At 67.1% G+C, this 24,035-nt stretch carries 26 protein-coding genes; 6 read left to right on the forward strand and 20 right to left on the reverse strand.

Annotation, left to right across the window (positions count from 1 at the left end; translation table 11 throughout):
* Positions 1 to 7: 7 nt before the first annotated feature.
* The 3 genes from nrdF to BHQ18_RS01470 all read right to left on the reverse strand — a co-directional run bounded on the left by nrdF (position 8) and on the right by BHQ18_RS01470 (position 3,486).
* Complete coding sequence (nrdF, locus tag BHQ18_RS01460) at positions 8 to 970, reverse strand: class 1b ribonucleoside-diphosphate reductase subunit beta (protein WP_069411779.1); 963 nt, start codon at positions 968 to 970, stop codon at positions 8 to 10.
* 173 nt (positions 971 to 1,143) lie between these two features.
* A complete protein-coding gene (locus BHQ18_RS01465; protein WP_069411780.1) occupies positions 1,144 to 2,652 on the reverse strand; it encodes a flavin-containing monooxygenase in 1,509 nt (502 codons plus the stop codon).
* A gap of 93 nt (positions 2,653 to 2,745) precedes the next feature.
* Positions 2,746 to 3,486, reverse strand: coding sequence for a TetR/AcrR family transcriptional regulator (locus BHQ18_RS01470; RefSeq protein ID WP_069411781.1), 741 nt, complete (start codon positions 3,484 to 3,486; stop codon positions 2,746 to 2,748).
* Between the two features lie 151 nt (positions 3,487 to 3,637).
* Here BHQ18_RS01470 and BHQ18_RS01475 point away from each other — a divergent pair, with 151 nt between their 5' ends.
* On the forward strand, positions 3,638 to 4,822 hold the full coding sequence (locus BHQ18_RS01475) for an NAD(P)/FAD-dependent oxidoreductase (RefSeq protein ID WP_069411782.1): 1,185 nt from the start codon (positions 3,638 to 3,640) through the stop codon (positions 4,820 to 4,822).
* 57 nt (positions 4,823 to 4,879) lie between these two features.
* Here BHQ18_RS01475 and BHQ18_RS01480 read toward each other — a convergent pair whose 3' ends face one another.
* The 6 genes from BHQ18_RS01480 to BHQ18_RS01505 are packed head-to-tail and all read right to left on the reverse strand — an operon-like array spanning position 4,880 to position 8,666.
* Positions 4,880 to 5,218 carry a cupin domain-containing protein gene (locus tag BHQ18_RS01480; RefSeq protein WP_069411783.1) on the reverse strand — a complete coding sequence of 113 codons (339 nt, stop codon included), beginning with the start codon at positions 5,216 to 5,218 and terminating at the stop codon, positions 4,880 to 4,882.
* Between the two features lie 25 nt (positions 5,219 to 5,243).
* Positions 5,244 to 5,918: a helix-turn-helix transcriptional regulator gene (locus BHQ18_RS01485; RefSeq protein ID WP_069411784.1), complete on the reverse strand. Its 675-nt coding sequence runs from the start codon at positions 5,916 to 5,918 to the stop codon at positions 5,244 to 5,246.
* A 12-nt stretch (positions 5,919 to 5,930) separates the two neighbouring features.
* Complete coding sequence (locus BHQ18_RS01490) at positions 5,931 to 6,734, reverse strand: class I SAM-dependent methyltransferase (RefSeq protein ID WP_069411785.1); 804 nt, start codon at positions 6,732 to 6,734, stop codon at positions 5,931 to 5,933.
* Complete coding sequence (locus BHQ18_RS01495; protein ID WP_069411996.1) at positions 6,731 to 7,510, reverse strand: ABC transporter; 780 nt, start codon at positions 7,508 to 7,510, stop codon at positions 6,731 to 6,733. The genes BHQ18_RS01490 and BHQ18_RS01495 overlap by 4 nt, the downstream gene beginning before the upstream one ends.
* Positions 7,507 to 8,202, reverse strand: coding sequence for an ABC transporter ATP-binding protein (locus tag BHQ18_RS01500; RefSeq protein ID WP_069411786.1), 696 nt, complete (start codon positions 8,200 to 8,202; stop codon positions 7,507 to 7,509). Before BHQ18_RS01500 ends, BHQ18_RS01495 begins: the two co-directional genes overlap by 4 nt.
* Positions 8,199 to 8,666 (reverse strand): MTB12 C-terminal domain-containing protein, encoded by a 468-nt coding sequence (locus BHQ18_RS01505; RefSeq protein WP_069411787.1) that lies wholly within the window; start codon positions 8,664 to 8,666, stop codon positions 8,199 to 8,201. The genes BHQ18_RS01500 and BHQ18_RS01505 overlap by 4 nt, the downstream gene beginning before the upstream one ends.
* A 134-nt stretch (positions 8,667 to 8,800) precedes the next feature.
* Here BHQ18_RS01505 and BHQ18_RS01510 point away from each other — a divergent pair, with 134 nt between their 5' ends.
* Positions 8,801 to 11,176 (forward strand): hypothetical protein, encoded by a 2,376-nt coding sequence (locus BHQ18_RS01510; protein WP_069411788.1) that lies wholly within the window; start codon positions 8,801 to 8,803, stop codon positions 11,174 to 11,176.
* A 147-nt stretch (positions 11,177 to 11,323) separates the two neighbouring features.
* Here the strand turns inward: BHQ18_RS01510 and BHQ18_RS01515 are convergent, their stop codons facing one another.
* From BHQ18_RS01515 to BHQ18_RS01520, 3 genes are all read right to left on the reverse strand, one after another.
* Positions 11,324 to 11,701: a DUF6636 domain-containing protein gene (locus BHQ18_RS01515; RefSeq protein WP_234794042.1), complete on the reverse strand. Its 378-nt coding sequence runs from the start codon at positions 11,699 to 11,701 to the stop codon at positions 11,324 to 11,326.
* Between the two features lie 127 nt (positions 11,702 to 11,828).
* Positions 11,829 to 11,978, reverse strand: coding sequence for an MFS transporter small subunit (locus BHQ18_RS29990; protein ID WP_165614522.1), 150 nt, complete (start codon positions 11,976 to 11,978; stop codon positions 11,829 to 11,831).
* Complete coding sequence (locus BHQ18_RS01520) at positions 11,975 to 13,360, reverse strand: L-lactate MFS transporter (protein WP_069411789.1); 1,386 nt, start codon at positions 13,358 to 13,360, stop codon at positions 11,975 to 11,977. The genes BHQ18_RS29990 and BHQ18_RS01520 overlap by 4 nt, the downstream gene beginning before the upstream one ends.
* 287 nt (positions 13,361 to 13,647) lie before the next feature.
* On the opposite strand from BHQ18_RS01520, the gene BHQ18_RS01525 reads away from it, so the two are divergent.
* Positions 13,648 to 14,217 (forward strand): GNAT family N-acetyltransferase, encoded by a 570-nt coding sequence (locus tag BHQ18_RS01525; RefSeq protein ID WP_069411790.1) that lies wholly within the window; start codon positions 13,648 to 13,650, stop codon positions 14,215 to 14,217.
* Here BHQ18_RS01525 and BHQ18_RS01530 read toward each other — a convergent pair.
* Together BHQ18_RS01530 and BHQ18_RS01535 are read right to left on the reverse strand one after the other, a co-directional pair.
* A complete protein-coding gene (locus tag BHQ18_RS01530; protein ID WP_069411791.1) occupies positions 14,210 to 14,809 on the reverse strand; it encodes a CGNR zinc finger domain-containing protein in 600 nt (199 codons plus the stop codon). The genes BHQ18_RS01525 and BHQ18_RS01530 overlap by 8 nt on opposite strands.
* A gap of 39 nt (positions 14,810 to 14,848) precedes the next feature.
* The gene (locus BHQ18_RS01535) at positions 14,849 to 15,562 is read right to left on the reverse strand and encodes a LysR family substrate-binding domain-containing protein (protein WP_069411792.1); all 714 of its coding nucleotides are present in this window, start codon (positions 15,560 to 15,562) and stop codon (positions 14,849 to 14,851) included.
* A 28-nt stretch (positions 15,563 to 15,590) separates the two neighbouring features.
* Here BHQ18_RS01535 and BHQ18_RS01540 point away from each other — a divergent pair, with 28 nt between their 5' ends.
* Entirely contained in the window at positions 15,591 to 15,971 is a 381-nt protein-coding gene (locus BHQ18_RS01540; RefSeq protein WP_069411793.1) for a DUF5997 family protein, read from the forward strand.
* 9 nt (positions 15,972 to 15,980) lie between these two features.
* Here BHQ18_RS01540 and BHQ18_RS29995 read toward each other — a convergent pair whose 3' ends face one another.
* The 5 genes from BHQ18_RS29995 to BHQ18_RS01560 all read right to left on the reverse strand — a co-directional run bounded on the left by BHQ18_RS29995 (position 15,981) and on the right by BHQ18_RS01560 (position 20,877).
* Positions 15,981 to 16,145, reverse strand: a complete 165-nt coding sequence (locus BHQ18_RS29995) for a hypothetical protein (protein ID WP_165614523.1) — start codon at positions 16,143 to 16,145, stop codon at positions 15,981 to 15,983.
* 825 nt (positions 16,146 to 16,970) lie between these two features.
* Positions 16,971 to 19,139, reverse strand: coding sequence for a class 1b ribonucleoside-diphosphate reductase subunit alpha (gene nrdE / locus BHQ18_RS01545; protein ID WP_084293813.1), 2,169 nt, complete (start codon positions 19,137 to 19,139; stop codon positions 16,971 to 16,973).
* The gene (gene nrdI / locus BHQ18_RS01550; RefSeq protein ID WP_069411794.1) at positions 19,106 to 19,549 is read right to left on the reverse strand and encodes a class Ib ribonucleoside-diphosphate reductase assembly flavoprotein NrdI; all 444 of its coding nucleotides are present in this window, start codon (positions 19,547 to 19,549) and stop codon (positions 19,106 to 19,108) included. Before nrdI ends, nrdE begins: the two co-directional genes overlap by 34 nt.
* 55 nt (positions 19,550 to 19,604) lie before the next feature.
* A complete protein-coding gene (locus BHQ18_RS01555; RefSeq protein ID WP_069411795.1) occupies positions 19,605 to 19,853 on the reverse strand; it encodes a redoxin NrdH in 249 nt (82 codons plus the stop codon).
* A 472-nt stretch (positions 19,854 to 20,325) separates the two neighbouring features.
* On the reverse strand, positions 20,326 to 20,877 hold the full coding sequence (locus tag BHQ18_RS01560; protein WP_069411999.1) for an NAD(P)H-dependent oxidoreductase: 552 nt from the start codon (positions 20,875 to 20,877) through the stop codon (positions 20,326 to 20,328).
* Between the two features lie 85 nt (positions 20,878 to 20,962).
* Between BHQ18_RS01560 and BHQ18_RS01565 the strand changes: the two genes are divergently transcribed.
* Complete coding sequence (locus BHQ18_RS01565; RefSeq protein ID WP_069411796.1) at positions 20,963 to 21,571, forward strand: TetR/AcrR family transcriptional regulator; 609 nt, start codon at positions 20,963 to 20,965, stop codon at positions 21,569 to 21,571.
* The gene (locus BHQ18_RS01570; RefSeq protein WP_069411797.1) at positions 21,568 to 22,629 is read left to right on the forward strand and encodes a DNA polymerase IV; all 1,062 of its coding nucleotides are present in this window, start codon (positions 21,568 to 21,570) and stop codon (positions 22,627 to 22,629) included. Before BHQ18_RS01565 ends, BHQ18_RS01570 begins: the two co-directional genes overlap by 4 nt.
* Here BHQ18_RS01570 and BHQ18_RS01575 read toward each other — a convergent pair.
* A complete protein-coding gene (locus BHQ18_RS01575) occupies positions 22,623 to 24,014 on the reverse strand; it encodes an MFS transporter (protein ID WP_234794043.1) in 1,392 nt (463 codons plus the stop codon). The two genes, BHQ18_RS01570 and BHQ18_RS01575, sit on opposite strands and share 7 nt — an antisense overlap.
* Positions 24,015 to 24,035 lie beyond the last annotated feature (21 nt).

A 24,035-nucleotide genomic window follows, 5' to 3' on the forward strand; every position in this document is an offset into this window, starting at 1 on the left:
CCGGCGATCAGAAGTCCCAGTCCTCGTCTTCGGTGTTGACGGCCTTGCCGATCACGTAGCTCGACCCCGAGCCTGAGAAGAAGTCGTGGTTCTCGTCGGCGTTGGGCGCCAGCGCCGACAGGATCGCCGGATTGACGTCGGTCTCGTCGCGCGGGAACAGCGCCTCGTAGCCCAGGTTCATCAGCGCCTTGTTGGCGTTGTAGCGCAGGAACTTCTTGACGTCCTCGGTCAGCCCGACGGCGTCGTAGAGGTCCTGGGTGTACTCGACCTCGTTGTCGTAGAGCTCGAACAGCAGCTCGTAGGTGTAGTCCTTGAGCTCCTGCTGCGTGGCGGCGTCCTCCATGGCCAACCCGCGCTGGAACTTGTAGCCGATGTAGTAGCCGTGCACGGCCTCGTCGCGGATGATCAGCCGGATCATGTCGGCGGTGTTGGTCAGCTTGGCCCGGCTCGACCAGTACATCGGCAGATAGAAGCCGGAGTAGAACAGGAAGCTCTCCAGCAGCGTCGAGGCCACCTTGCGCTTGAGCGGCTCGTCGCCCTTGTAGTACTGCATGACGATCTCGGCCTTGCGCTGCAGGTTCGGGTTCTCCTCCGACCACCGGAACGCGTCGTCGATCTCGGCCGTCGAGCACAGCGTCGAGAAGATGTTGCTGTAGCTGCGCGCGTGCACCGACTCCATGAACGCGATGTTGGTGTACACCGCCTCCTCGTGCGGTGTCAGCGCGTCCGGGATGAGGCTGACCGCGCCGACGGTGCCCTGGATGGTGTCGAGCAGCGTCAGGCCGGTGAACACCCGCATCGTCAGCTGCTTCTCGCTGTCGTTGAGCGTGTTCCACGACGGGATGTCGTTGGACACCGGCACCTTCTCCGGCAACCAGAAGTTGCCCGTCAGCCGGTCCCAGACCTCGGCGTCCTTCTCGTCTTGGAGACGGTTCCAGTTGATCGCCGAGACGCGGTCGATCAGCTTCATGCCATCACTCACGAGAACCCCATTTCACCAGGCTGTTTGTCTTGTGTCGCAAATCTCTCCGCGACGCCTCCAACACTACAACTGGGGTCCGTCATCCCAGCGCTATACGAGATGTTGTGTCTGGCGTGTCGCCCCCGAACTCGCAAATCCGGCAGCGTCGCGGGTGCAGGTCCTCAGGCCGCCGCAGCGCGCCGCCCGCCGAGAAACCGGTACTCGGACGCGTCGAACTTGCGGGTCGCCAACCAGTACTGCCAGGTCATCCCGCTCCACAGCGTGCGGTTGACCCCGTGCTCGTCGAGGTACCAGCTGCGACAACCGCCGGTGCTCCACACCGTGCCGGCCAGGTCGGCCTGCAACTGCTCGTTGTAGTTGTCCTGCGCCTCGCGGGTCGGCGCCAGCGCCTGCGCGCCGGCCCGGTCGACCGCGGCGATCGCCTGCGCGGCGTAGCGGATCTGCGACTCGATCATGAACACCACCGAGTTGTGCCCCAGCGCGGTGTTCGGCCCCAGCAGGAAGAACAGGTTCGGCATGTCGGCGACGGTGATGCCGCGCAACGCCGCGATGCCCTCGCGGTTCCACCGGTCCACCAGGTCCTCGCCGCGCGGGCCCTTGATGTTGACGTAGGTGTACGAGTCGGTGACGTGGAAGCCGGTGGCGAACACCACGACGTCGACCTCGTGTTCGACACCGTCGGCGGTCACGATCCCGGTCGGCGTGAACCGGGTGATCGCCTCGGTGATCACATCCGTGCGGGGGTCGGCGATCCCGCGGTAGTACGTGTCGGAGTTCAGGATCCGCTTGCAGCCGGCCCGGTAGTCCGGGGTGAGCTTGCGGCGCAGCTGCGGATCCTTGATCGACTTGCGGATGTTCCACTTACCCAGCAGCTCACCGATTTTCAGCAGCTTCGGCTGCTGCGTCATCGCGAACCCGACACCCTCGTGGATCCAGTAGATGCCCGCGCGCATCAACTGCCGGGTGCCGGGAACCGTGCCGAACATGTTGCGCATCCACTGCGGGATCGGGTTGTTGGGCCGCGGCATCACCCACGCCGGAGTGCGCTGATACAGCTGCAACTCGGCGACGTCCCTGACGATCTCCGGCACGATCTGGATGGCACTGGCCCCGGTGCCGATCACCGCGACCCGCTTGCCGGTCAACTCGACGCTGTGATCCCATTCGGCGGAATGGAAAGTGGCACCGCCGAATTCGTCGAGGCCGGGGAACTCCGGCACCAGCGGGATGTGCAGGCCGCCGGCGCCCGAGACGACGAACTGTGCGACGAACTCGCGGCCGTCCTTGGTGAAAACGTGCCAACGGTGCTCATCGTCGTCCCAGTGCGCGCGGTCGACGTGCGAGCCGAACCGGATGTAGCGCCGCAGCCCGTACTTGTCCGTCACGCCCTTGAGGTAGTCGAAGATCTCCGGCTGAAACGACCACATGTGGCTCCAGTCGGCCTTTGGCTCGAACGAGAACGAGTACATGTGCGACGGGATGTCACACGCGCAGCCGGGATAGGTGTTGTCCCGCCACGTACCGCCGATCTCGTCGGCCTTCTCCAGGATCAGGAACTCCACGTTGCGCCGCTGCAACTCGATCGCCATGCCCAGCCCGGAGAAACCGGTGCCGATGATCAGTGTGCGGGTGTGCACGGGTTGATTGCTCGTCTGCGCGGCAACCGTCATGGTGGGCCCTTCCTGGGAACGCCGGTACCGGGTACTTCAGGCAAGTCTCCGGAACGGGACCGACGGTGTCAACGCGCCGTCACGCGCTGTCAGTCACGCGACGGGCTGCTGCTTGCGGACCGCGGTGTTGATGGGCTGGTCAGCGTCGATCTTGATGCCGAGCAGTTCTGCGGTGCCGTTGATCGCCCCGACCATGATCGTCGTCATGTGCGCGATGAACTGGTCGGCGGGCATGCGGCGGGGCTGGTCGTCGTCGGCGCCGAGCCACCAGTCGGTCGCCGAGGCCGCGGTGCCGAAGATCGCGAACGCCGCCAACTCGAACGCGGCCGGATCCGAGGCGAGGTCCTTGAGTTGCGCGCTGATCATGTCGGCCACCGCCAGGGTGATCTCGCTGCCCTTGTTCACCGTCGTCATCGCGGCGGCGGACTGATCGGCGAAGCGGCCCTGCAGCAGGAACCGCACCACGTTCGGATGCTGCTCGACCAGCTCGACGTAATGCCCCACCCCGCGGGCGACGATCTGGCGCGCCGAGTCGTGCTCGACATCGATGCTCGGGATGATCGCCGCCCACAACATGTCCCGCATGCGCTGGCCGATCTCGCTGAACATGTCCGACTTGTCGGTGAAGTGCCGGTAGATCTTCGGCTTGGCGGTCCCGGCCTCTTCGGCGATCTCGCGCACGCTGACGTTGGGGCCCAGGTTGTCGATGGCGCGGAACGCAGCGTCGACGATCTCGGCGCGCACCTTTTTGCGGTGCTCGCGCCAGCGTTCACTGCGGGCGTCCACCTTGACGCCCGACTCGCCGCTGGGGCGTGGCTTGGACCCTCGTCGCACCCGGTCACTGTACCGCTCCGGCGCTGCTGACCTGCTCAGACCATGCTGGGGCGTGTTACGTGTGACGCTCGCCGGGCAACGCCGTCCGACGAGAAACACGCTCGCGGCGCGAGTAATATCGCTTCGACAGCCGAACGACGAGACGAGTTTCATGACGCAGCGATACGACCTGGTCATCGCAGGTGGCGGGCCTTCCGGCTCGGCAGCAGCGTGGCAGGCCGCGCAGACCGGCGCCAAGGTAGTGGTCCTGGACAAGGCCGAATTCCCCCGGGCCAAGCCCTGCGGCGACGGGCTGACCGCCCGCGCGGTCAGCTATCTGCAGAAGATGGGGCTGGCCGACGAGGTCGCCACCTACCACCGGGTGAATCGCGTGACGGTCTTCAGCCCGAGCGAGTGGGAACTGTCGTTCCCGAAGCGCCCCGGCATGCCTGATCACGGGCACACCGTCAGCCGCGAACGCCTTGACACCACCCTCCTCAAGCACGCCGAGTCCGCCGGCGCCGAGGTGCGTCAGGGCGCCGAGGTGTCCGGGCCGATCCTGGAGAACGGCCGCGTCGTGGGGGTCACGCTCAAGAGCGGCGAGAAGGTCTACGGCGATGCGGTGATCGCCGCCGACGGCGCCTACTCCCCCATCAAGCGCGCGCTGAAGATCGACTCGGAATACAACGGCTACTCGGCGATCGCGATCCGCTCGGAGATGGCGGCCAACCGGCCGGACTCCGACAGCCTCGACATCTATCTCAAGCTCGTCTTCGAAGGTGACCAGTTGCCGGGCTACGGCTGGGTGTTCCCGATGGGCGACGGCATCTTCAACATCGGGCTCGGCTACGTCAACAGCTACAAGAATTGGCAGTCGATCAACGCCACCCAGTTCCTCGGCGACTTCCTGCGCACACTGCCGCGCGAGTGGAACCTGCCGCCGATCGAGGAACTGAAGAAGAACAAGAGTGTGCGCGCCTGGCGGCTGCCGATGGGCTTCACCGCCTGGCCGCCGTGGCGTCCGGGCGTGCTGTTCACCGGCGACTCGCTGGGCGCCGGCAAGCCGGCCTCCGGGGCGGGCATCTCCAAGGCGCTCGAATCCGGTTTGGCCGCAGGCGAATGCGCGATCGCGGCGCTGCAGAACGGCGGCCCCGACGACTTCACCAACTACGCCCAGCGCATGGAGGCGGCGTGGGGCCGGGAGTATCGGCGCGGCCGCTACATGCACAAGTTGATCGGTCAGCCCAAGCTCGCCAACGCCGGTGTCAAGCTGATCGACAACGCCGCGTTCCGCGACCGGATGCTCAAGGCGCTCTACAAGAAGGCCCAGGGCCCGCAGCACACCATCAAGAAGTAGCTCGGCGGCCGAAGGGCCACTTATCCCGCGGTTGACTAAGTGGCCACTCAGCGCGGGCTACTTGGCGACGACCGTCAGCAACACCGCCGAATCCTCGAGCGCAGCAAGGCTGTGCCGCTCCTCGGGGATCGGCAGGTAGTCGCCGGCCGCCCCTTCGACCGCCCCACTGGGCGCGTCGAGGCGCACGCGGCCCCGCAGCACCAACAGCGTTGCCTCGCCGGGGCTTTCGTGATCATCGAGGCCGTGGTCGGCGGCCAGCGCCAGCACGGTCTGGCGCAGCGTCTTGCCGCTGCCGCCGAACACGCTGCGCGCCGACCGGCCCGCCGAGGCGGCCTTGGCGGCGGTGATCAGCTCGTCGGCCAGCTGGTGCAGCGACAATGCGGTGGACGTGGTCATGAAATCTCCTTTTCTGCCCCGACGGTCAACGTTCGGGGCGCAATACCAATCCGACCTCGCACGAACCGCCGTGCGGGTCCGGCGTCACCGACGCCTGATACTTCGCGCCGACCGCGTCGGCGTTGCAGTCGATCACTTCCTGGATCAGCCCCTGCTGGATCCCCCGCACGACCTCCGGCGCCGACGCCGCGACCTGCGCCAGCGGGCAGGTGCAGATCTGCACCGTCACCTCGCCGAACGAGTTGAACACCGAGCGCACCTGGAAGCCGAGTTCGTTGAGCGTGGCCACCACCATGTCGGCGATCGTCGGCTCGGAACGCGGCCGCGCCAGCCGGACCCGGCGCGCCAGATCCGCACCGATACGCACCGCGCGCTGCTCCCGCTCCTGCGGTGTGCCGCCCAGATGCGTCGCGAACAGCGCGACGATGTCGGCGTAGTCGAGCCGCGGCGCGACCTCATAAGTCACCCGCGGCCGGCCCGCGCGACCGGCCCTGGCCGTGTGGCCGCGCCGCACCACGCCCTGCTCCTCGAGCGTGGCCAGGTGGAACCGCGCCGTCGTGATGTGGATCTGCAGCGCGTCGGCGACCTGTTGGGCGTCGACGGCGGCCGTCGCGTTCTGCAGCAGGTTCAGCACTTTCCGGCGCTGCTGGCCGACGGCCCGCTCCGAGGGCGCGTCGACGTCATGTCGCGGCACTGACATGACCCGAGTCTGTCACGACTCCGGCACGACGCCGACCAGCGCGACCGCGGTCAGCGTGTGCCGATACCGGTGGAACGTCTTGCGCATCCCGATGACCCGTTTGCGCGCGGCCGGTCGGCGGATCAGGTTTCCGACGATCCGCAACGCGCCGAGCGGTCCCTCGTCGGCCAACACGCGCGCCGGGTTGAGCAGCGCCATCTTCGCGTGGTCGACGGTGTCCACGGTGAACCCGGCGTCGGTCAGCAGCGCCGCCCACTCCGCTGTGGTCAGCGGCCGGGCGTTGACCTTGATCGCACGCGACATGTCGCGGCGGATTTCATCCTTGGTGTCCTGCGCAATGTCGTCGGGCGCGAGGCCCAGCTCGTGGATCGCGTAGCGCCCGCCCGGCCGCAGCACCCGGAACGCCTCGGCGACGATCGCGCGTTTGTCCTTGTCGCCTTGCATGGTCAGCATCGCCTCGCCGATCACCACGTCGGCGCTGTCCGACGCCAGCCCGGTCTCGGCGGCGTTGGCGACCACGACTTTCCCGTTCACGGGTGCGACGATCTTGCGCACCGCCTCACCGGCCGCCGCGGTGTCGTCGACACCGACGTAGGAACGCGGATGCTGCGCGACGATGTCGGTCGCGGTGCGGCCCAGGCCGGGGCCGAGTTCGACGACGTCGGCACCGGTGATCCCGGCCGCACCGAGCAGTCGGCTGGTCAGTTCGAGTCCGCCGGGGCGCAGCACCCGCTTGCCCAGCCGGGCCAGCAGCCAGTGTCCGGGAAGATCTGCGTCGGGCCGCTGCGCCAGCGGAAGTGCCTCTCTATCAGTCATTTTCGAACCGTCCTTTCGACAGCGGCGATCGCGATGATCGCCGTGAACACTGAGCATGCGTACACCAGCGCGGCGTTGGGACCCCACGGCGGAGTCAGCACGCTGTCCTGACCGGTGCCGTACACCGCGTTCAGGAGCGGCAGAAAGCGTTGCAGCGTCGCCCCGCTGGGCAGATAACCGGCCGCGCTCTCCACCACGAACGCCCACAACAGGATCGCGCCCACCGCGCCGAGCGGCGACCGGACCAGCGCGCCCACCCCGACACCGGCCCCGGCGGCGAAGAACGCCAGCAGCGGGACCGACCACAACAGTCGCACACCGACGTCGTCGCCGATCGACACCGGTCCATAGACCGTAGGTGCGATGACCGGCAGACCGATGAGCACGACGGCCACGGTGGCCGCGGCGACGGCGGCGCCCACCACGCCGTAGAACAGCCACCGACCGGTCAGCACAGGCCAGGGCCGCGGCATCGCCAACCGGACGTACTCACCTGCGTGGTAACGGTTTTCGGCTGTCTGACCGTCTGCGCCTGCGACGGCGACCATCGCAACGGTGATCGTGATGACCCAGTAGGCGGCATTCGAGGTGGTCACCTGCAGCACCGAGATCTGGCCCGGGATGCGCGCAAACGACTCCGCGATGAGCGCGACGGCGAACGTGATCGCCACCGGGATCCCAGCGGCGGCGGGGATCTCGACGGTCCACAGCCTGCTGCACCCGCCGGTGCGGATCTGTTCGGCGCGTACGTTGCGCGCTACGGCGCCGGCGATCATGCGCACTCCAGCAGCGTCGACTCGAGCCATTCGCGGGTGTCGGCACCTGCCGGGGTGAGTTGTCCGAGGTCGCCGGTGGCGTGCACGCGCCCGTCGCGCAACAACACGATGTGGTCGGCGGTCAGCGCCACTTCGCCGAGCAGATGGGTGGCGACGACGACGGTGCGGCCACGGTCGGCGAGCTCGCGGACCAGCGACCGGAACCAGACGATGCCGGGCACGTCGAGACCGTTGAGCGGTTCGTCGAACAGCACCGTGGGCGGGTCGGCCAGCAGTGTGCCCGCGACGGCCACCCGCTGACGCAGACCCAGCGAGAGCCCGGCGATGCGCTGGGCCCGGTGGTCGTTGAGACCGGTCTCGGCGAGCACCTCGTCGATGCGGGCGTCGCCGATCCCGGAAAGCGCTGCGAGCCAGCGCAGATGGCGGTGCACCGTGTGACCCGGGTTCATGGCGGCCGGTCCCAGATGGAAGCCCGACAGCAGCGGGTCCGCACCGGCCGGCGTCCCGCACACCGTGACCGTCCCCGTGTCGGGCCGGGTCAGTCCGCCGAGGATCCGCAGCAGCGTGGTCTTGCCCGCGCCGTTGAGACCGAGCAGCGCGGTCACCGCCCCGGCCGGGAAACTCACCGTGACGCCGTCGACGGCGCGGCGGCGACCGAAGGACTTGGTCACCCCGACGGCGTCGATCGTCATTGGAAGTTGCACGGGATCGGCAGGCCGAGGGTCTTGATGCCGTTGCACAGCGACTTGCTCGCCAGCTTCCACCGGCCGTCGATGCGGCGCCACTCGGCCTCGACCTGGACGGTCGGGGCGCCCTGCCGGCTGGCGTTGATGACCGCGGTGTGCCGGTCGCCGTCGTGGGTCTCCGGGCCGGTCACCACGCTGGATCCGCGGGGCGGCCGGAAGAACCCGATCCGGTAGACCATCTTCGGCACGACGACCGCGCGGCTGCCGCCCTCGAGCTGAGCGGCCTTGACCGAATCCGGGGCCGGCGTGCCGACCAGCAGCCGGATCTGCGCGTCGAGTTCGGCCAGCGACGGCACCTCCGAAGTGATGGCGAACTCCTGGACCGGATCGGGTTGGGCCTGCGCCGCGGGCGCAAAACCGGAGGATGCCACGGCGATTGTCGCCATCACTACGCACAGACGCCTGAACATGACCCGGTCTCCTATTTAGAGGAAATCTTTCCGCTAAATGTAGACCGCCCGACCGAGTGAGGCAAGGCTTACCTCTGATAGCAAGCGTGCAGTTGGCGCCGCAGAAAACGGGCTCTGCTGTCTAGACTCCGCGTATGGGTGGCGCGGTCAGGGGGGCGACGGTCGCGCGCACGTCGGTCACCGCGGTGACCTTCCTGCTCCTCATCTACCTCGCCGTGATCGCCCTCTATCCGGAACTGCGTCAACGTGTTCCGAGCGCGGTGCGGTGGTTCGGCGAACCGGTCCCCGTGTCGGTGCCCTCGATCGCGGTCGTCGTGCTGCTGTTGCTGATCGTCGGGATCGGGATCTTTCGCGCGCACGGCAACCGGGAGACCGGCGCGCCGCTCGCCGTGGTCGCCGGGCTGGCGACCATCAGCCTGGTGCTGAGCCTGGCCTCGTTCTGGCGGTGCCACGACTCGTCGCACCCGTTCTTTTTCGCGCCGCTGATCGGCGCCGTGGGAGTCGTCAAGGGCGGCACCGGCGCGCTCGAAACCGAGGCGGGCGCATGTCCGTCGCCGGTGCCGGTGGCGCTGGAGATCGCCCGCCTGTCCGCGCTCGCCGCGATCTTCCTCAGCGTGATCGGCGTGGCCGCCGCACTGTTCCGCAGCCGGGTGGACCGGTTGCGCGTCCGCTTCGCCCGGGCCGTGACGGTGGCGGTGGGCCTCGACGACGACAGCCTGTCGATGGTCGAGGCCGTCGCCGACACCCTCGGACGTCGCAGCACCCTGGTCGTGGTCACCTCGATACCGGACCGGCACTGTGTGCACGCCGCGCGCACCCGCGGCGCCCGCGTGCTCACCGCCGACCTCAGCCACCCCGAGACTCTGCCGGCGCTGCAGTTGTGGCGCCGACTCGACCGGCTCTACCTGCTGTCGGCCGACCCGTCGACCAACCTGCGGCGCCTCACGGCGATCAGCAGTGCGATCCCGGAAACGCATGGGCGTCAACGGATTCCCCTCATCATGCGGATCGACGACCCGTGGCAGGCCATGGCGTGGCGGGCCCAGCACTTCGGCGGCACCGACACCCGGTGGGCCGCCGACGCGGTCGGCAAGTACGAGGTGACCGCACGGCGCCTGCTCGACCGGATCGTCGCCGACCGCAGCTCCCGGCTGCTGGTGTGCGGATCGTCGGCGCTGACGCTGGCGTTGTGCGCGGACCTGGCACAGCGTCGCCTGGAGCGCGACTACCACGCCGGCGAGACCGAAGCCTCGCTCCCCCAGCTGATTCTGGTCGCTGTCAACGCCGACGAATACCGCCGCGACCACGAGCACTGCCTACGACAGGCCGGCTTTCCGCCGGACCGCCTCACCGTCGAGGTCGTCGCCGCCGAGCCCTCGGTCGCGACGGTGCTGGATCTCGTCGAGGGCGGTGACCCGGCCACGACGGCGGTGATCCTGGTCGACTCGGCCGCACTCGATCCGACCACCGCGACACGCCTGGCCGCGCGGCTGCCTGCGACCAGCATCTGGGCGTGGGACCCGAAGGCTGTCGGCTCCGACGAGCGCGCCGCGCTGGTCGGCAGGTTGCGCACGTTCCGGCTCAGCATGGATCTGCCGCAGGGCCAGGCGCACGACGCGTGGGAGCGCGCCGCTCGGCTCATCCACGAGCGCTACGCCTCCGCCGTCGGGCATCGCACCGCCGCGAGCGCGCCGTGGCAGGACCTCGACGAGTTCTACCGCGGGTCCAACCGGCGGCAGGTCGAGACGACCCTGTGGATCGTCGAGGCGATCGGCGGGCACACCTGGAACACGTTCGGCGCCGAGTCCGACGAAGTATCGATCGCCGAGCTGCGGGGACTGGAACCGCTGGAACAGTTGCGCCGGCTGGGTTTCGACCGCGACCGGGCGCTCGCCATGGCGCGCGCCGAGCACGAGGACTGGTGCCGCTACTACCGCAAGCACGGATGGCGGCACGGAAAGGTGCGCGACGACGCCCGCAAGATCCACGACAAGTTGGTCGACTGGAGCGTCGTCGAATCCGAACCGGCGCTGCTGTCGAAGTCACTGAGCAGTCTGGCGGCATCCCTGACGGCCATGCGCGAGCTCGGTTACCGGTCTCGACCGGTCACCGATGCCGCGTCGAACGGCATTCCGTGGCAACGCTTTCGACGCACCGGGACCGTGATAGCCGAAAAGCGTGACGAGCCGTGGACGTGGACCGCGTCGTCCGGGGATTCGATGAAGGCCAGTGCGGGCGACTGGGCGGTGCGCGACCCCGACGGCGGACAATGGTGGTCGGTGCGCGACGACATTTTCCGGTCGCGCTACGAACACCTGGGCGGCGACCGGTGGCGCCGGTCCGGTTTCGCCGCGGCCCGCCCCGCCCGCGACGGTGAGGTGATCGACACGCTCGAGGGTCCGGTAACCGCGTCGGCCGGCGACTGGGTGGTCCGCGGTGAGCACGACGAACAGTGGCCGGTGCCTGCCGATCAGTTCGAACGTCGCTACCAGGGCCCGGTTTCGGATTGACTCAATCCGGCGCGATCGGTAGCTCCGGACACGTCTTGATGTAGTCGATGTCCGGGGAGACCCATTCGTCCCACTGCTTTTCGCTCATGTTCGCGGTGAGTTTGGCGCACAGGTCGTCGGGCTCCGAGCGACCAACCCGGCCGGGGCTCAGAAGAGCCGGTAGCCCTGCCGCGAGATCGTGAAGCCGTGGCCGTCTTCGACGTCGAGGCACGTCACGCCCGACTCGGCGCTGTCACAGCGCAGCACCCCGGCCGAGGCGGATCGGCCGTAGGCGAGCGGTGCGCCGGCGGCGAGCGCGGTGTCGCCGGCGCAGACGAACCAGGCCCCGCGGCCGGGTTGGAGAACGATGCCCTGGCCGTAGTCGAGATGGCAGTCGGCGGGTGGCGGCGGCGGAGCCCAGTCACGTTCGCGGATATCGCACCTGACGTGATCGACGTCGAGGACGCAGCCGATGTTGCCCGATGGCGACGTGAAGCCGGTGATCTCCGCATGGGCGGTCGGTGCGGCGCCCAACGCGACGGCCATGAGGGCACCTGCGAGCAGGTATGCGATCCGCGAGTGTGCCATGGCCATTCCCCCGTCTGCCTCGAGTTCTGACAGAACTCGTTGCACGGTCTTACCACACTGGCGACGGTGATGCCCGCCGACCGAGTCAGCCGGTGACGAAGAGCGCTTTGACCTTGATCAGCAACTCGTAGACCCCGTAGGCGAACGGCACGCCGACCCACACCCACGCCAGCGCGATGTACATCTTCGGCACGGTTTCCTGGTACTCGTGCAATTCGGCGGACTGTTCGGTCATCGCTTCGCCTCCTGCAGTTGGTCTTTGACGTCCGCGGCTTCATGCCATTTGTCGTTGACGGGACGGATCAGCTCGTTGCAGACGAAGCCGACGACGAGCAACCCGATCATGATCGAGAACGACATCGTGTACAGGCCGGGGCCGGACTTGCCCGCGGCCTCCTGGCTGTCGGCGACCGCGTTCACCAGGATCGGCCCGAGGATGCCGGCCGCCGACCACGCGGTGAGCAGTCGGCCGTGGATGGCGCCGACCTGGTAGGTGCCGAACAGGTCGCGAAGGTAGGCGGGCACGGTTGCGAAACCCGCACCGTAGAAAGACAGAATCAGCATGGTGGAGACCAGGAACACGACCTTGTTCGAGTTCTCCATCAGCGTGATCGTCAGGTAGAGCAGCGCCCCGACGCCCAGGTACATCCGATAGGCGTTCTTGCGGCCGATCTTGTCCGACAGGCTGGACCAACCGATGCGCCCCAGCATGTTCGACAACGACAGCAGCGCCACATACCCTGCCGCAGCCGCGGCCAGTGCGGTGGCCGCAGCCCCCGCGGCGGGGAAGAAGTCCTGGTAGATCGGTGACGCCTTCTCCAGGATGCCGATACCGGCGGTCACGTTGAAGCACAAGACAACCCACAGCAGCCAGAACTGGGGCGTCTTGACCGCGTTGTTCGCCGAGACCTGTCCTCCGGTGACAATCGAGTCGGCCTCCGACGGCGCCGGTGGCGTCCAGCCGTGCGGTTTCCAGTCAGAACGCGGGACGCGCACCAGAAGCCAGCCGAGCGACATGAACACCGCGTACGCGAGGCCGTGTACGAGAAAGGTTTTGGCGATGCCCGAGGACTCGGTGCCGAAGACGTCGAGCATTGCCGTCGACCACGGGGAGGCAATCAGCGCGCCGCCGCCGAAGCCCATGATCGCCAGGCCCGTCGCCATCCCGGGCCGGTCGGGGAACCATTTGATCAACGTGGAGACCGGCGAGATGTAGCCGATGCCCCACCCGATGCCGCCGACCAGCCCGTAGCCCAGAAGCACCAGCCGCCAGTACTGTCCGATCGCCAGGCCCGCTGAGCCGATCAACCAGCCGCCGCAGAAGCAACACATCGCAACGAACATCGCGGCACGTGGGCCGTTGCGGTCCACCCAGGTGCCGAAGATCGCCGCGGAGACACCGAGCACGACGATGCCGACGGTGAAGGGCAGCGCGCTGAGCGTGCCGGAGATCCCCAGCGCACCCTCCAGCGGGTTCTTGAACACGCTCCAGGAGTAGGCGGCGCCGATCGACAGGTGGATCGACAGTGCCGCGGGAGGCACCAGCCAGCGGCTCCAGCCCGGCGAGGCGATGATCCGGTCGCGGCTGAAGAAGGGCGGCTTGGTCGCTGCGGTCATCCCCTCGCCTTTCGTTTTCGGTGGTCACACGGAGTGGGCGCACGTCACTGGCGGCACGTGGTGTGGCCGAGCGCACACTCGTGCGTACCCGCGACGACGATAGCGAAACGGCGCCGATCTTGAAACGTTTCATGGAGATTGATGATCGCAGCAAACGACGACCTCACCCAGCCTGTGAAAATGCTGGTAACCAGCTGAAAACCGTTGGAGTCCACGCGGTTCTGCCGCCGAGATTGAGTAACCGTTGAATGGGTAGATAACAGTTACTTGATCTAGAGAGGTGCATCATGACGGGGCTGACGACTCGAGAGCTGACCAGCGGCACGTGGGACGACTTCGTCGGCGTCCTCGGCTCCAACGGCGGCGCCAGGGGCTGCTGGTGCATGCACTGGCGACTGTCGATCGCCGAGTGGACGGACGGCAGAGGTGACGGCAACAAGCGGGCGATGAAAAGCCTCGCCCGACGAAAGAGGGCACCCGGTGTCGTCGTCTACCGGGACTCGACTGCGGTCGCGTGGTGTTCGCTCGGGCCGCGCGACGAGTTCCCGCGCCTTGTCCGGTCGCCGCTGCTGAAACCCGTTGACGATGAGGATGTTTGCGCCATCGCCTGCGTGCTGGTGGCGCGCGCACACCGGCGAAGCGGTCTTCTTCCGTCGGTCTTGGACGCCGTCTGCGACTACGCCGCGGCGCGCGACTACCCCGCGGTCGAGGGTTATCCCGTGGATCCGCCCGACGGCCGCCGCGCCGGTGCCGACACCGCGATGACCGGTATCGCGAGTGCGTTTCGCGAAGCCGGTTTCACCGAGATCGCGCGGCGTCGTAAGGACCGTCCGATCATGCGTCGCGTGCTCAGGTGACGAGGCTGCGGTGCCGGCTGGCCTTTTCGCGGTTACCGCAGGTGCTCATACTGCACCAGCGTCGCCGCCCGCCGCGCGACGAGTCGAGGAACAACCAGCCGCAGCGGTTGCACGTCCTGACCCGGTCCGGCGGCAACGTGAACACCGCGTGCACTGCGAACATCGCCAGGACCGCCGGGATGGCCTGCGGCGCCCTACAGTCGATGCTGAGATCGTGGCCGGTTGCGGAAATGTCGCCGGCACTGGCGCCGTCCGCGGCTCGCCGGAGCAGGTCGCCCAGTTCCGCGCCCGGCAGTGGTTCGGCCCGCGTCACCGCCGCGAATACCGCCCACACCTGCTCGCGGACCTCGCGGAGATCGCGCACCAGGGTGTCGGCCGTCGTTGCGGGCAGCCGCGGCATGCGTCCCATCAGACCGACCGACTGACACCACGACAGTGCATCGGCTGGAGCTTTAAGCAATTCGTTGTCGGCTAACGGATTTCGCCGGTCGGCCACGGTGTTGGCCAGGTCCAGGACCGGATGCCCGCCGATGAAGTGCGCATGCTGCCACGGTTTGCGGGGTCGAATGCGCAGGTCGGCGACGGTAACCATTGAACCGAGTTTAACCGGTTGCGCCTTCTCCGAGCCGTGTCAGCGACGGCCGCGACCGGGCCGGCCCGGTTTGCGCGCCACCTTGCCCGCGGCCGCACGGGCGGCTTGCTTGGCGAGGGTCTTTTCGCGCGCGGTGCGTTTGGGTGGAGTCGCCGCCTGTCCGCGCGACGAACCGGGTTTGCGGCCGCGGACGACGCCGATGAACTCCTCGAGCAACGGCGACTGCGGGCCGTCCTGGAAGGCGAGCGCCACGGGGCACGTGGGAGCGTCGGTGATCGGCCGGTAGGTCAGGTCTTTGCGGTGATACAACCGGGCCAGCGATTGCGGGACGATCAGCACACCCATCCCGGCGGCGACGAGTTCGACTGCGGCCTCGGTGTTTTCGGGTTGGTGTTCGATCGGCGTTCCGGGCGCGTCGGGCCAGGCGACGACGTTGTCCAGTGGGAGCAGTACCGGCTCGGCGGCGAGGTCGGCGGCGGTGACCGTCTCGGCGGCGCTGACGAGATGGTCGGTCGGCGCGACGACCACCGTCGTCTCCTCGTAGAGGGGAATGACCGAGAGCCCGCCGGTGTCTGCGGGTAGCCGGATCAGCGCGACGTCGACGTCACCGGCCCGTAGCGCGTCGGCGGCATCGGCCGCGGCGACGGCGCACAGCTGCAGCGGCGCGTCGGGGTGGCGCTGCGCCCAGTGCCGGACCCATTTCGCGGGTGTCCCGCCGGGCACGTAGCCGAGGGTCAGGGACGGCGCGGTCACTGCCTCAGGTTACCGATACGCTGGGGCTATGAGCAGGCCGAACACGCAGTCCATGAAACCCGCGACGGCGGCGAAGAAGCTGGACGTGTACCTGCCCGCGACTCCCGGGGAATTCCAGCAGAACCCGATCACCCGCGGCGAACTCGAGGCCCTGCAGGCGGACCCGCCGCAGTGGCTCAAGGACCTCCGCAAGAACGGTCCGCACCCGAAGAACCTGGTCGCCGCGAAGCTGGGCATCTCGATCGCCGGTCTCGCACGCGGGGGCGTCACCGAAGCGCTCACCACCGAGCAGATCACCGCGCTGCTGGAGGAGATGCCGGAGTGGCTGGTCGCCGAGCGTGAGAGCTACCAGAACGTGCTGCGCGAAGAGCGGCGCCTGAAGTCGCAGCGTGCCGAGCAGGCCCGCTGACGTCAGTCGTCACCGGAAGAACTTGTCGCTGAGTCGGTCGAAGAAGCCGTCTATGCGCCGATCCAGTCGCGAGCCTTTGACCCATGTCTCCCATACGAAGATCAGAGCTAAGAGTGCGAACACGATCCCGAGAACGAGCGCGGTGATGAGAATTGCCTCGACGGTCGTCGACATCTGATGATCCTCCGGTACCTAGTGATTCGGGAGGAAGCCGGCCAGCTTATGCCGAGTCTTCGTTGCAGTACCGACACGTCTCCTTCTTGATGCCCTTGTTCGTGTGGTGCCTCGTATGCGCACTGCGCTTACTCGACGGCATTGGCCGCCCCTTCCGCACTGCCGACATCTTTGCGCGGGTCTCAGCACTGGCTTGGCGCCCGAAATTCGGATTGGCGGCGCCTCGCCGCTGTTCGGCCAACTGGGCACGAGCCTCTTCCGACATGACGTGACCAAAGCTCGGGTGATCGGCTCCGAACTTCCCGAAGTTGGGATTCTCGGGACCTGAGTTCTGTCCTTTGCGTTGTTTCGCCCATTTTGCGCGCTGCTCAACAGCATGCGTCCGTCCGTCCGTAGAAAGGATTCTCCGCCGCGTATCTACTCACTCCTTTTCGACCCGTCGACCGAATTCTTGCGGCTTCACGCATTTCCGCCGTCCATACGATTCCCATGGGCCCTAAACCGCCCTTGGACAGATTGAGCAACGGGTGCCCTTCCCCCCGGAGGCGCTCGATCCAAGCGACTTCCGCCTGCCCTAGTTCTTCGAGGCCGATAACCTGCTGCAGAACATCCGCGACGATGTCATCACCGTCATGAACTCGAAGCCAGTCATAGAACGGCGTCTTTCTGCCCGACCTGGCAACTTTGACATGCTGCCTGAGACGAATCTCGGCATTCTTGGTCGTCAGACCCACGTAGCGGTAAACGAACCCCGGAGCCTGATCCCATAGATCACGCCTCCGACCGGGGTTTCGTCAGTCACGACATTGCCGCGCTGTCAGCGAGCTACAACATACAGCTGACGCAATTTTCCACCTCAGTGCCTGCCAAGGCCATCTGGCGCAACCGGATGTAGTACAGCGTCTTGATTCCCTTGCGCCAGGCGTAGATCTGCGCCCTGTTCACGTCGCGCGTGGTGGCGGTGTCCTTGAAGAACAGCGTCAGGCTCAGCCCCTGGTCCACATGCTGGGTTGCCGCGGCATAGGTGTCGATGACCTTCTCGTAGCCGATTTCGTAGGCGTCCTGGAAGTACTCCAGGTTGTCGTTGGTCATGTAGGGCGCCGGGTAGTAGACGCGGCCGATCTTGCCTTCCTTGCGGATCTCGATCCGGCTGGCGATCGGGTGGATCGAACTGGTGGAGTGGTTGATGTAGGAGATCGACCCCGTCGGCGGGACCGCCTGCAGGTTCTGGTTGTAGATCCCGTGCGCCTGCACCGACTCCTTGAGCCGCGACCAGTCGTCCTGGTTGGGGATCCGGATGCCGGCGTCGGCGAACAGCTTGCGGACCTTGTCGGTCTTGGGCTCCCACACCTGCTCGGTGTACTTGTCGAAGAACTCACCGCTGGCGTACTTCGACTTCTCGAATCCCTTGAAGTGCGTGCCGCGTTCGATCGCGATGCGGTTCGACGCGCGCAGCGCGTGATACAGCACGCAGTAGAAGTAGATGTTGGTGAAGTCGACGCCCTCTTCGGAGCCGTAGAAGATCCGCTCACGCGCCAGGTAACCGTGCAGGTTCATCTGCCCCAGCCCGATGGCGTGGGAGTCGTTGTTGCCCTGCTCGATCGAGGGCACCGACGCGATCGACGTCTGGTCGCTCACCGCGGTCAGTGCGCGGATCGCCACCTCGACGGTCTGCGCGAAGTCCGGCGAGTCCATCGCCTTGGCGATGTTCAGCGAGCCCAGGTTGCACGAGATGTCCTTGCCCACCTTGGCGTACGACAGGTCCTCGTTGAACTCCGAGGGCGTCGACACCTGCAGGATCTCCGAGCACAGGTTCGAGTGGGTGATCTTGCCGTCGATCGGGTTGGCCCGGTTCACCGTGTCCTCGTACATGATGTACGGGTAACCCGACTCGAACTGCAACTCGGCCAGGGTCTGGAAGAACTCGCGCGCCTTGATCTTGGTCTTGCGGATGCGCGCGTCGTCGACCATCTCGTAGTACTTCTCGGTGACGTTGATGTCGGCGAACGGCACCCCGTACACGCGTTCGACGTCGTACGGCGAGAACAGGTACATGTCCTCGTTCTTCTTGGCCAGCTCGAAGGTGATGTCGGGGATGACCACGCCCAGGCTCAGCGTCTTGATCCGGATCTTCTCGTCGGCGTTCTCGCGCTTGGTGTCGAGGAACCGGTAGATGTCGGGGTGGTGGGCGTGCAGGTACACCGCGCCGGCGCCCTGCCGCGCCCCCAGCTGGTTGGCGTAGGAGAACGAGTCCTCGAGCAGCTTCATGATCGGGATGACGCCCGAACTCTGGTTCTCGATGTTCTTGATCGGCGCGCCGTGCTCACGAATGTTGGTCAGCAGCAACGCCACCCCGCCGCCGCGCTTGGACAGCTGCAGCGCCGAGTTGATCGAGCGGCCGATCGACTCCATGTTGTCCTCGATGCGCAGCAGGAAGCAGCTCACCGGCTCGCCGCGCTGCTTCTTGCCCGAGTTCAGGAATGTCGGCGTGGCCGGCTGGAAGCGTCCGTCCATGATCTCGTCGACCAGCTTCTCGGCCAGCGTGGTGTCGCCGGCGGCCAGCGTCAGCGCCACCATCACGACGCGGTCCTCGAACCGCTCCAGGTACCGCTTCCCGTCGAACGTCTTGAGCGTGTAGGAGGTGTAGTACTTGAACGCGCCCACGAAGGTCGGGAACCGGAACTTCTTGGCGTACGCACGATCCAGCAGCGTCTTGACGAAGTTGCGCGAGTACTGGTCGAGCACCTCGCGCTCGTAGTAGTTCTTCTCGATGAGGTAGTCGAGCTTCTCGTCCTGGCTGTGGAAGAACACCGTGTTCTGGTTGACGTGCTGCAGGAAGTACTCCCGCGCGGCCTGCACGTCCTTGTCGAACTGAATCTTGCCGTCGGCGTCGTACAGATTCAGCATCGCGTTCAGCGCGTGGTAGTCCATCTCCCCCGGGAGCGCGTGCGCGCCGGTGGTTACAGGCTCTGCAGCTGTGACGGTTGGTGGCACGTCTGTTCCTTCCAGAATTCTTGCAATCCCACCCGGACGGCGTCCACGTCGTCCGGGGTTCCCATGAGTTCGAAGCGGTAGAGGTACGGCACCCGGCACTTGGCCGAGACCACATTGCCCGCGTAGGCGAATTCCTCGCCGAAGTTGTTGTTGCCCGCGGCGATGACCCCGCGGATCAACGCCCGGTTGTGCTCGTTGTTGAGAAAGGCGATGACCTGCTTGGGTACATAGCCGCCGCTGTTGATGTCGGGGCTGGCCTTGCCGCCACCGTAGGTCGGCAGCACCAGCACGTAGGGTTCGTCGACCTCGATGCGTCCGTGCAACGGGATGCGGGTGGCGGGCAGACCCAGCTTCTCGATGAAGCGGTGGGTGTTCTCCGAGACGCTGGAGAAGTAGACGAGGTTGCTCATCGATTTCTCCTTTCTGCCCGTTCGATTACCCCGTGAGTTGTTCGTCGTGTCCCTGTTACGCCGTGGCCGTGACGGCGGCCAGCGCCTTGATGCGGTCCGGGCGGAATCCCGACCAGTGCTCGTTGCCGACCACCACGACCGGGGCCTGCAGGTAACCCAGCGCCATCACGTAGTCGCGGGCCTCACTGTCCAGGCTGATGTCGACGACCTCGTAGTCGAGGCCCTGCTTGTCCAGCGCCTTGTAGGTGGCGTTGCACTGCACGCAGGCGGGCTTGGTGTACACGGTGATCGAGGGCTGAGTCATCTGCGGTACGGCTCCTGTGCGAACTGGGACTGGCAACTGACGGGTTACTGCGGTTTGCCGAGATTCACTGAATATCAGCGGTCCGGAGGCCGGGAGAATTCCCTGCCGTCCGGAGCCGCCGTCGCCGGTGTCGGATGACCCGATCCCCCGGTTTGGGAGGCTCCGTCCGGCCCTTGAGAGCGTGGGAATCGCGGGGGCCTTCGGTGCTTCGGAACACTACACCTAGTGTCCGACATTGCGAAGGGATACAAGATGTTCTGAATGACATTTTTGAAATTCCCAGGTCGTAAGCTTTTCGGGCCGACACGCCCCGGCGTGTCGCACGTCACATCTGGCCGGTGTGTCGCGGTGCACCCTCGATCCTGCCACCGGGCACCGACAGGTCCGCGCCGACGACTTGCTGACGACTCGCCGACAGCAAAGCGCCGGCCGGGCCACCAGGGGCCGGGCCGGCGCAGGGTCGAGGGTCGGGTCAGCCGACCTCGGCGACCAGCTTTCCGACGATGTCGCGCAGGTTCGCGGCGAGCTCGGCGTGCTCGCGCGGGTGCCGGCCGTCGAGCGATTTGGTGGGCACGGACAGCTTCAGGTCCTCGACCACCCGCGCACCGGCGATCCCGAACGACTTGCGGGTCTCGTCGTGAGCCCACTGGCCGCCGTAACCCCCCAGCGCCGCGCCGACGACGGCGAGCGGCTTGTCCTTGAGCGCGCCGTCGCCCCAGGGCCGCGACAGCCAGTCGATCGCGTTCTTGAGCACGCCCGGGATGCTGCCGTTGTACTCCGGGGTGACGACGAGTGCGGCGTCCGCTTCGGCGGCGGCCTCGCGCAGCGCGACGACGGGCTCGGCCGGCTCGGCGGTGTCGATGTCCTCGTTGTAGAACGGCAACTCCGCCAACCGGTCGAACAGCTCGAGGTGCACACCGTCGGGTGCGCTCTCGATCGCCAGCTCGACCAACTGCCGGTTGATCGAAGCCGCCCGCAGGCTTCCTAGCAGTACCAATACCTTGGTCTGGGTGGACTCCGGCATTTCCGTCCCTTCGTCGTCGGTGAAATCTTCGCACGACACAACCGGACCATAGTCCGTTTCATTCCCGCTGAACTAAACTACTGACATGGTCGCCTCTCGCCCCGCGCGCGGGTTGCCGGTGGCCGACCAAGCGCCCCACGAACGCGGCGACGCCGCGCGCAATCGCACGTTGATTCTGGACGCGGCCCGCCGACTGATCGCAGAACGGGGGGCCGACGCGGTCACCACCGACGACATCGCGGCGGCCGCCGGCGTCGGTAAGGGGACGCTGTTCCGCCGGTTCGGCAGTCGGTCTGCCCTGATGATCGTGCTGCTCGACGAGGACGAGAAGGTGCATCAGGCGGCGTTCCTGTTCGGTCCACCGCCGCTGGGCCCCGGCGCGCCCCCGCTCGAGCGCCTGCTGGCCTACGGTCGGGCCCGGCTGGAGTTCGTGCATCTGCACCACGACCTGCTGTCTGATGCCAACCGCGATCCGCAGATGCGCTTCAACGCGCCGGCCACGCTGCACCACCGGCATGTGCGCGTGCTGTTGGCCGACGCCGACACCACCGGTGATCTCGACGCGCAGGCCGCCGCGCTGCTGGCGCTGCTGGACTCCGACTACGTGCAGCATCAGCTCCATGACCGCGGCGAGACCCTGGAGTCGCTCGGAGATGCGTGGGAGTCGGTGGCGCGCAAACTCTGTGGCACATGACCCGCTGGGTGCTGCATGTCGACCTGGATCAGTTCCAGGCCGCGGTGGAGATCCGGCGCAACCCCGACCTCGCCGGGGTCCCGCTCATCGTGGGCGGCAACGGCGACCCCGCCGAACCGCGCAAGGTGGTCACCTGCGCGTCCTATCCGGCCCGGGCGTTCGGCATCCATGCGGGCATGCCGCTGCGCACTGCGGCGCGTAAGTGTCCGCAGGCGACGTTTGTGCCGTTGGACACCGACGCCTACGACGAGGTCTCGGCTCAAGTGATGGATGTGCTGCGCGAATTCGGTCATCCGGTGGAGGTGTGGGGCTGGGACGAGGCCTACATCGGCGCCGACCTCGACGATGATCCCGTGGCTTTCGCCCAGCGCATCCGCGAAGTGGTCGCCGCCGAGACCGGCCTGACATGTTCGGTCGGCATCAGCGACAACAAGCAGCGGGCCAAGGTCGCCACCGGGTTCGGAAAGCCGGGGCGCACAACCGGTCCCCCGGGTGTCTTTGTGCTCACCGACGAGAACTGGATGGCGGTGATGGGTGATCGCGGGGTCGACGCGTTGTGGGGCGTGGGCCCGAAGACGACGAAGAAGCTCGCGGGTATGGGAATCACGACGGTCGCGGATCTGGCGTCCACCGACGCGACCGTTCTCACCGCGGCGTTCGGCCCGACCACCGGGCTGTGGATCCTGCTGCTCGCCAAGGGCGGTGGTGACACCGACGTCAGCGCCCAGCCGTGGGTGCCGCGGTCGCGCAGCCATGTCGTCACCTTCCCGCGCGACCTGGACGACATCGACGAGATGCGTTCGGCGGTGATCGATCTCGCGCGACGCACGCTCGCCGACATCGTCGAGCAGGGGCGCGTCGCGGCGCGGGTGGCGGTCACCGTGCGGACCAAGACATTTTTCACCAGGACGAAGATCCGCAAAATGCCCGCACCGACGACCGACGCCGCGGTCATCACCAGCACCGCGCTCGATCTCCTGGCCGAATTCGACGTCGACCGGCCGGTCCGACTGCTGGGTGTGCGGCTGGAGCTGACCCCGCCGGAGGGTGGTTACTGACTGCGCGCCTGCACTTTCGGTGTCTCGATCGGCCGAAAGCGCCTACGGATCAACGCCGTTGCGGGCACCGCCGCCAGCGTCATGACGATGCCGGCCATGATGATGTAGAGGTAGACGCCGGTCGCGGTGCTCACTGCGTCGTCACCGGGGGACGCGTTGGTTCGAAGGATCTCGCCGCCGGCGACATTGAACACCACCGAGCCCAGTGCGAGCACGACCGAGACCAGTCCGGCGCTCGTACCCTGCCGTTGCGGCGTTTCGAGGCTGGTGGCCAGGTTGTATCCGGACGCGCCGATCGCACCGGCGGCCATCCCGAGCAGACCACCGCAGATGATTGCGACCGGGACCGCGGACGCCCCGGCCAACATCCCGAAGGCTCCCGCTGTCCCGAGTACGACGCCGCCGAGCAGCGGCAGTTCGGGGCCGACGCGCCCGGCGATCCAGCCGGCGCCGACCCCGCCGATCACGATGCCGAGGTTGGGGACGGCGAGCAGCACCGCGACCGCCTCTCCGCTGCCCAGCCCGTAGCCGAGCCCGAGGTCCGGCGGTACCTGCGCCACGAGGCTCGTCAGTTGCAGCATGCTTCGAAAGGCGCCCGCCGCCAACACCAGAGCCATCAGCGTCAGCAGGATCGGCCGGGACAGAGCGCGCACGTCGATGATCGGTTCCTCTACGCGCAGCATCACGAACACCCAGCCGAGCAGAGCTACCACACCGGCGGCCAGCAGCGCGGCCATACCCGCGGACGACCACCCGAAGCTCCGACCGAGGCTCGCATATGCCAGCACCGCGCCGAGCCCCCCGCCCAGCAGGAGCCCCCCGGCCACGTCGACCCGGCCGGGGCTGCGGATCGGCGACTCCGGAATGAAGATGCGGACGCTCAGTGCGGCCCCCGCGGCGAGCAGGGCCGCCACGACGAACACGCCGCGATAGCCGAGCACCTCGATCACCGGCGCCATCAGGAACGGCTCGACGACGCCGACGATCGCCGACCCCGAGGTCAGGATTCCCACCACCGCCATCGCTGCGCCCGCAGAGCAGATCTGGCGAACCAGGGTCACCGAGAGAAAGACCGCCGCGAAGGCTGCGCCTTGGAGGAAGCGGCCCACGAGAAAGATCCACATGGTGGGCGCGACAAGGCAGATGAACGCGCCGGCGCACGCCAGAAGCAGCGCGATGATCAGGATTCGGCGTTTACCGAAGATGTCGGAGCTCTTGGCGAGCAGCGGCGACCAGATGGCCCCGGCGAGCATGGCGCTGGCGTTCAGCCACGCGGCCTGGTCGGTGTCGAACCGTTCGAGCAGTTGCGGGAGCACCATCATCGGCGAACCGACCACGACGTCGGCGAGAACGTTGGCACACACCAGGACCGCGGTCCAGAGCACGAGCCGACCACTCCACCTGCG

It is taken from the genome of Mycolicibacterium flavescens, assembly GCF_001722335.1.
Taxonomy (GTDB): Bacteria; Actinomycetota; Actinomycetes; order Mycobacteriales; family Mycobacteriaceae; genus Mycobacterium; species Mycobacterium flavescens.

Bases quoted from the DNA above. Each gene is read 5' to 3' on its own strand.
- BHQ18_RS01570 (WP_069411797.1), top strand. From the start codon at position 21,568: ATGACCCGCTGGGTGCTGCATGTCGACCTGGATCAGTTCCAGGCCGCG.
- BHQ18_RS01530 (WP_069411791.1), bottom strand. From the start codon at position 14,809: ATGGTTACCGTCGCCGACCTGCGCATTCGACCCCGCAAACCGTGGCAG.
- BHQ18_RS29990 (WP_165614522.1), bottom strand. From the start codon at position 11,978: ATGACCGAACAGTCCGCCGAATTGCACGAGTACCAGGAAACCGTGCCG.
- BHQ18_RS01565 (WP_069411796.1), top strand. From the start codon at position 20,963: ATGGTCGCCTCTCGCCCCGCGCGCGGGTTGCCGGTGGCCGACCAAGCG.
- BHQ18_RS01525 (WP_069411790.1), top strand. From the start codon at position 13,648: ATGACGGGGCTGACGACTCGAGAGCTGACCAGCGGCACGTGGGACGAC.
- BHQ18_RS01500 (WP_069411786.1), bottom strand. From the start codon at position 8,202: ATGACGATCGACGCCGTCGGGGTGACCAAGTCCTTCGGTCGCCGCCGC.
- BHQ18_RS01520 (WP_069411789.1), bottom strand. From the start codon at position 13,360: ATGACCGCAGCGACCAAGCCGCCCTTCTTCAGCCGCGACCGGATCATC.
- BHQ18_RS01485 (WP_069411784.1), bottom strand. From the start codon at position 5,918: ATGTCAGTGCCGCGACATGACGTCGACGCGCCCTCGGAGCGGGCCGTC.
- nrdF (WP_069411779.1), bottom strand. From the start codon at position 970: ATGAAGCTGATCGACCGCGTCTCGGCGATCAACTGGAACCGTCTCCAA.
- BHQ18_RS01540 (WP_069411793.1), top strand. From the start codon at position 15,591: ATGAGCAGGCCGAACACGCAGTCCATGAAACCCGCGACGGCGGCGAAG.
- BHQ18_RS01495 (WP_069411996.1), bottom strand. From the start codon at position 7,510: ATGATCGCCGGCGCCGTAGCGCGCAACGTACGCGCCGAACAGATCCGC.
- BHQ18_RS01490 (WP_069411785.1), bottom strand. From the start codon at position 6,734: ATGACTGATAGAGAGGCACTTCCGCTGGCGCAGCGGCCCGACGCAGAT.
- BHQ18_RS01560 (WP_069411999.1), bottom strand. From the start codon at position 20,877: ATGCCGGAGTCCACCCAGACCAAGGTATTGGTACTGCTAGGAAGCCTG.
- nrdI (WP_069411794.1), bottom strand. From the start codon at position 19,549: ATGAGCAACCTCGTCTACTTCTCCAGCGTCTCGGAGAACACCCACCGC.
- BHQ18_RS01505 (WP_069411787.1), bottom strand. From the start codon at position 8,666: ATGTTCAGGCGTCTGTGCGTAGTGATGGCGACAATCGCCGTGGCATCC.
- BHQ18_RS01555 (WP_069411795.1), bottom strand. From the start codon at position 19,853: ATGACTCAGCCCTCGATCACCGTGTACACCAAGCCCGCCTGCGTGCAG.
- BHQ18_RS01475 (WP_069411782.1), top strand. From the start codon at position 3,638: ATGACGCAGCGATACGACCTGGTCATCGCAGGTGGCGGGCCTTCCGGC.
- BHQ18_RS01510 (WP_069411788.1), top strand. From the start codon at position 8,801: ATGGGTGGCGCGGTCAGGGGGGCGACGGTCGCGCGCACGTCGGTCACC.
- BHQ18_RS01480 (WP_069411783.1), bottom strand. From the start codon at position 5,218: ATGACCACGTCCACCGCATTGTCGCTGCACCAGCTGGCCGACGAGCTG.
- BHQ18_RS01515 (WP_234794042.1), bottom strand. From the start codon at position 11,701: ATGGCCGTCGCGTTGGGCGCCGCACCGACCGCCCATGCGGAGATCACC.
- BHQ18_RS01465 (WP_069411780.1), bottom strand. From the start codon at position 2,652: ATGACGGTTGCCGCGCAGACGAGCAATCAACCCGTGCACACCCGCACA.
- BHQ18_RS29995 (WP_165614523.1), bottom strand. From the start codon at position 16,145: ATGTCGACGACCGTCGAGGCAATTCTCATCACCGCGCTCGTTCTCGGG.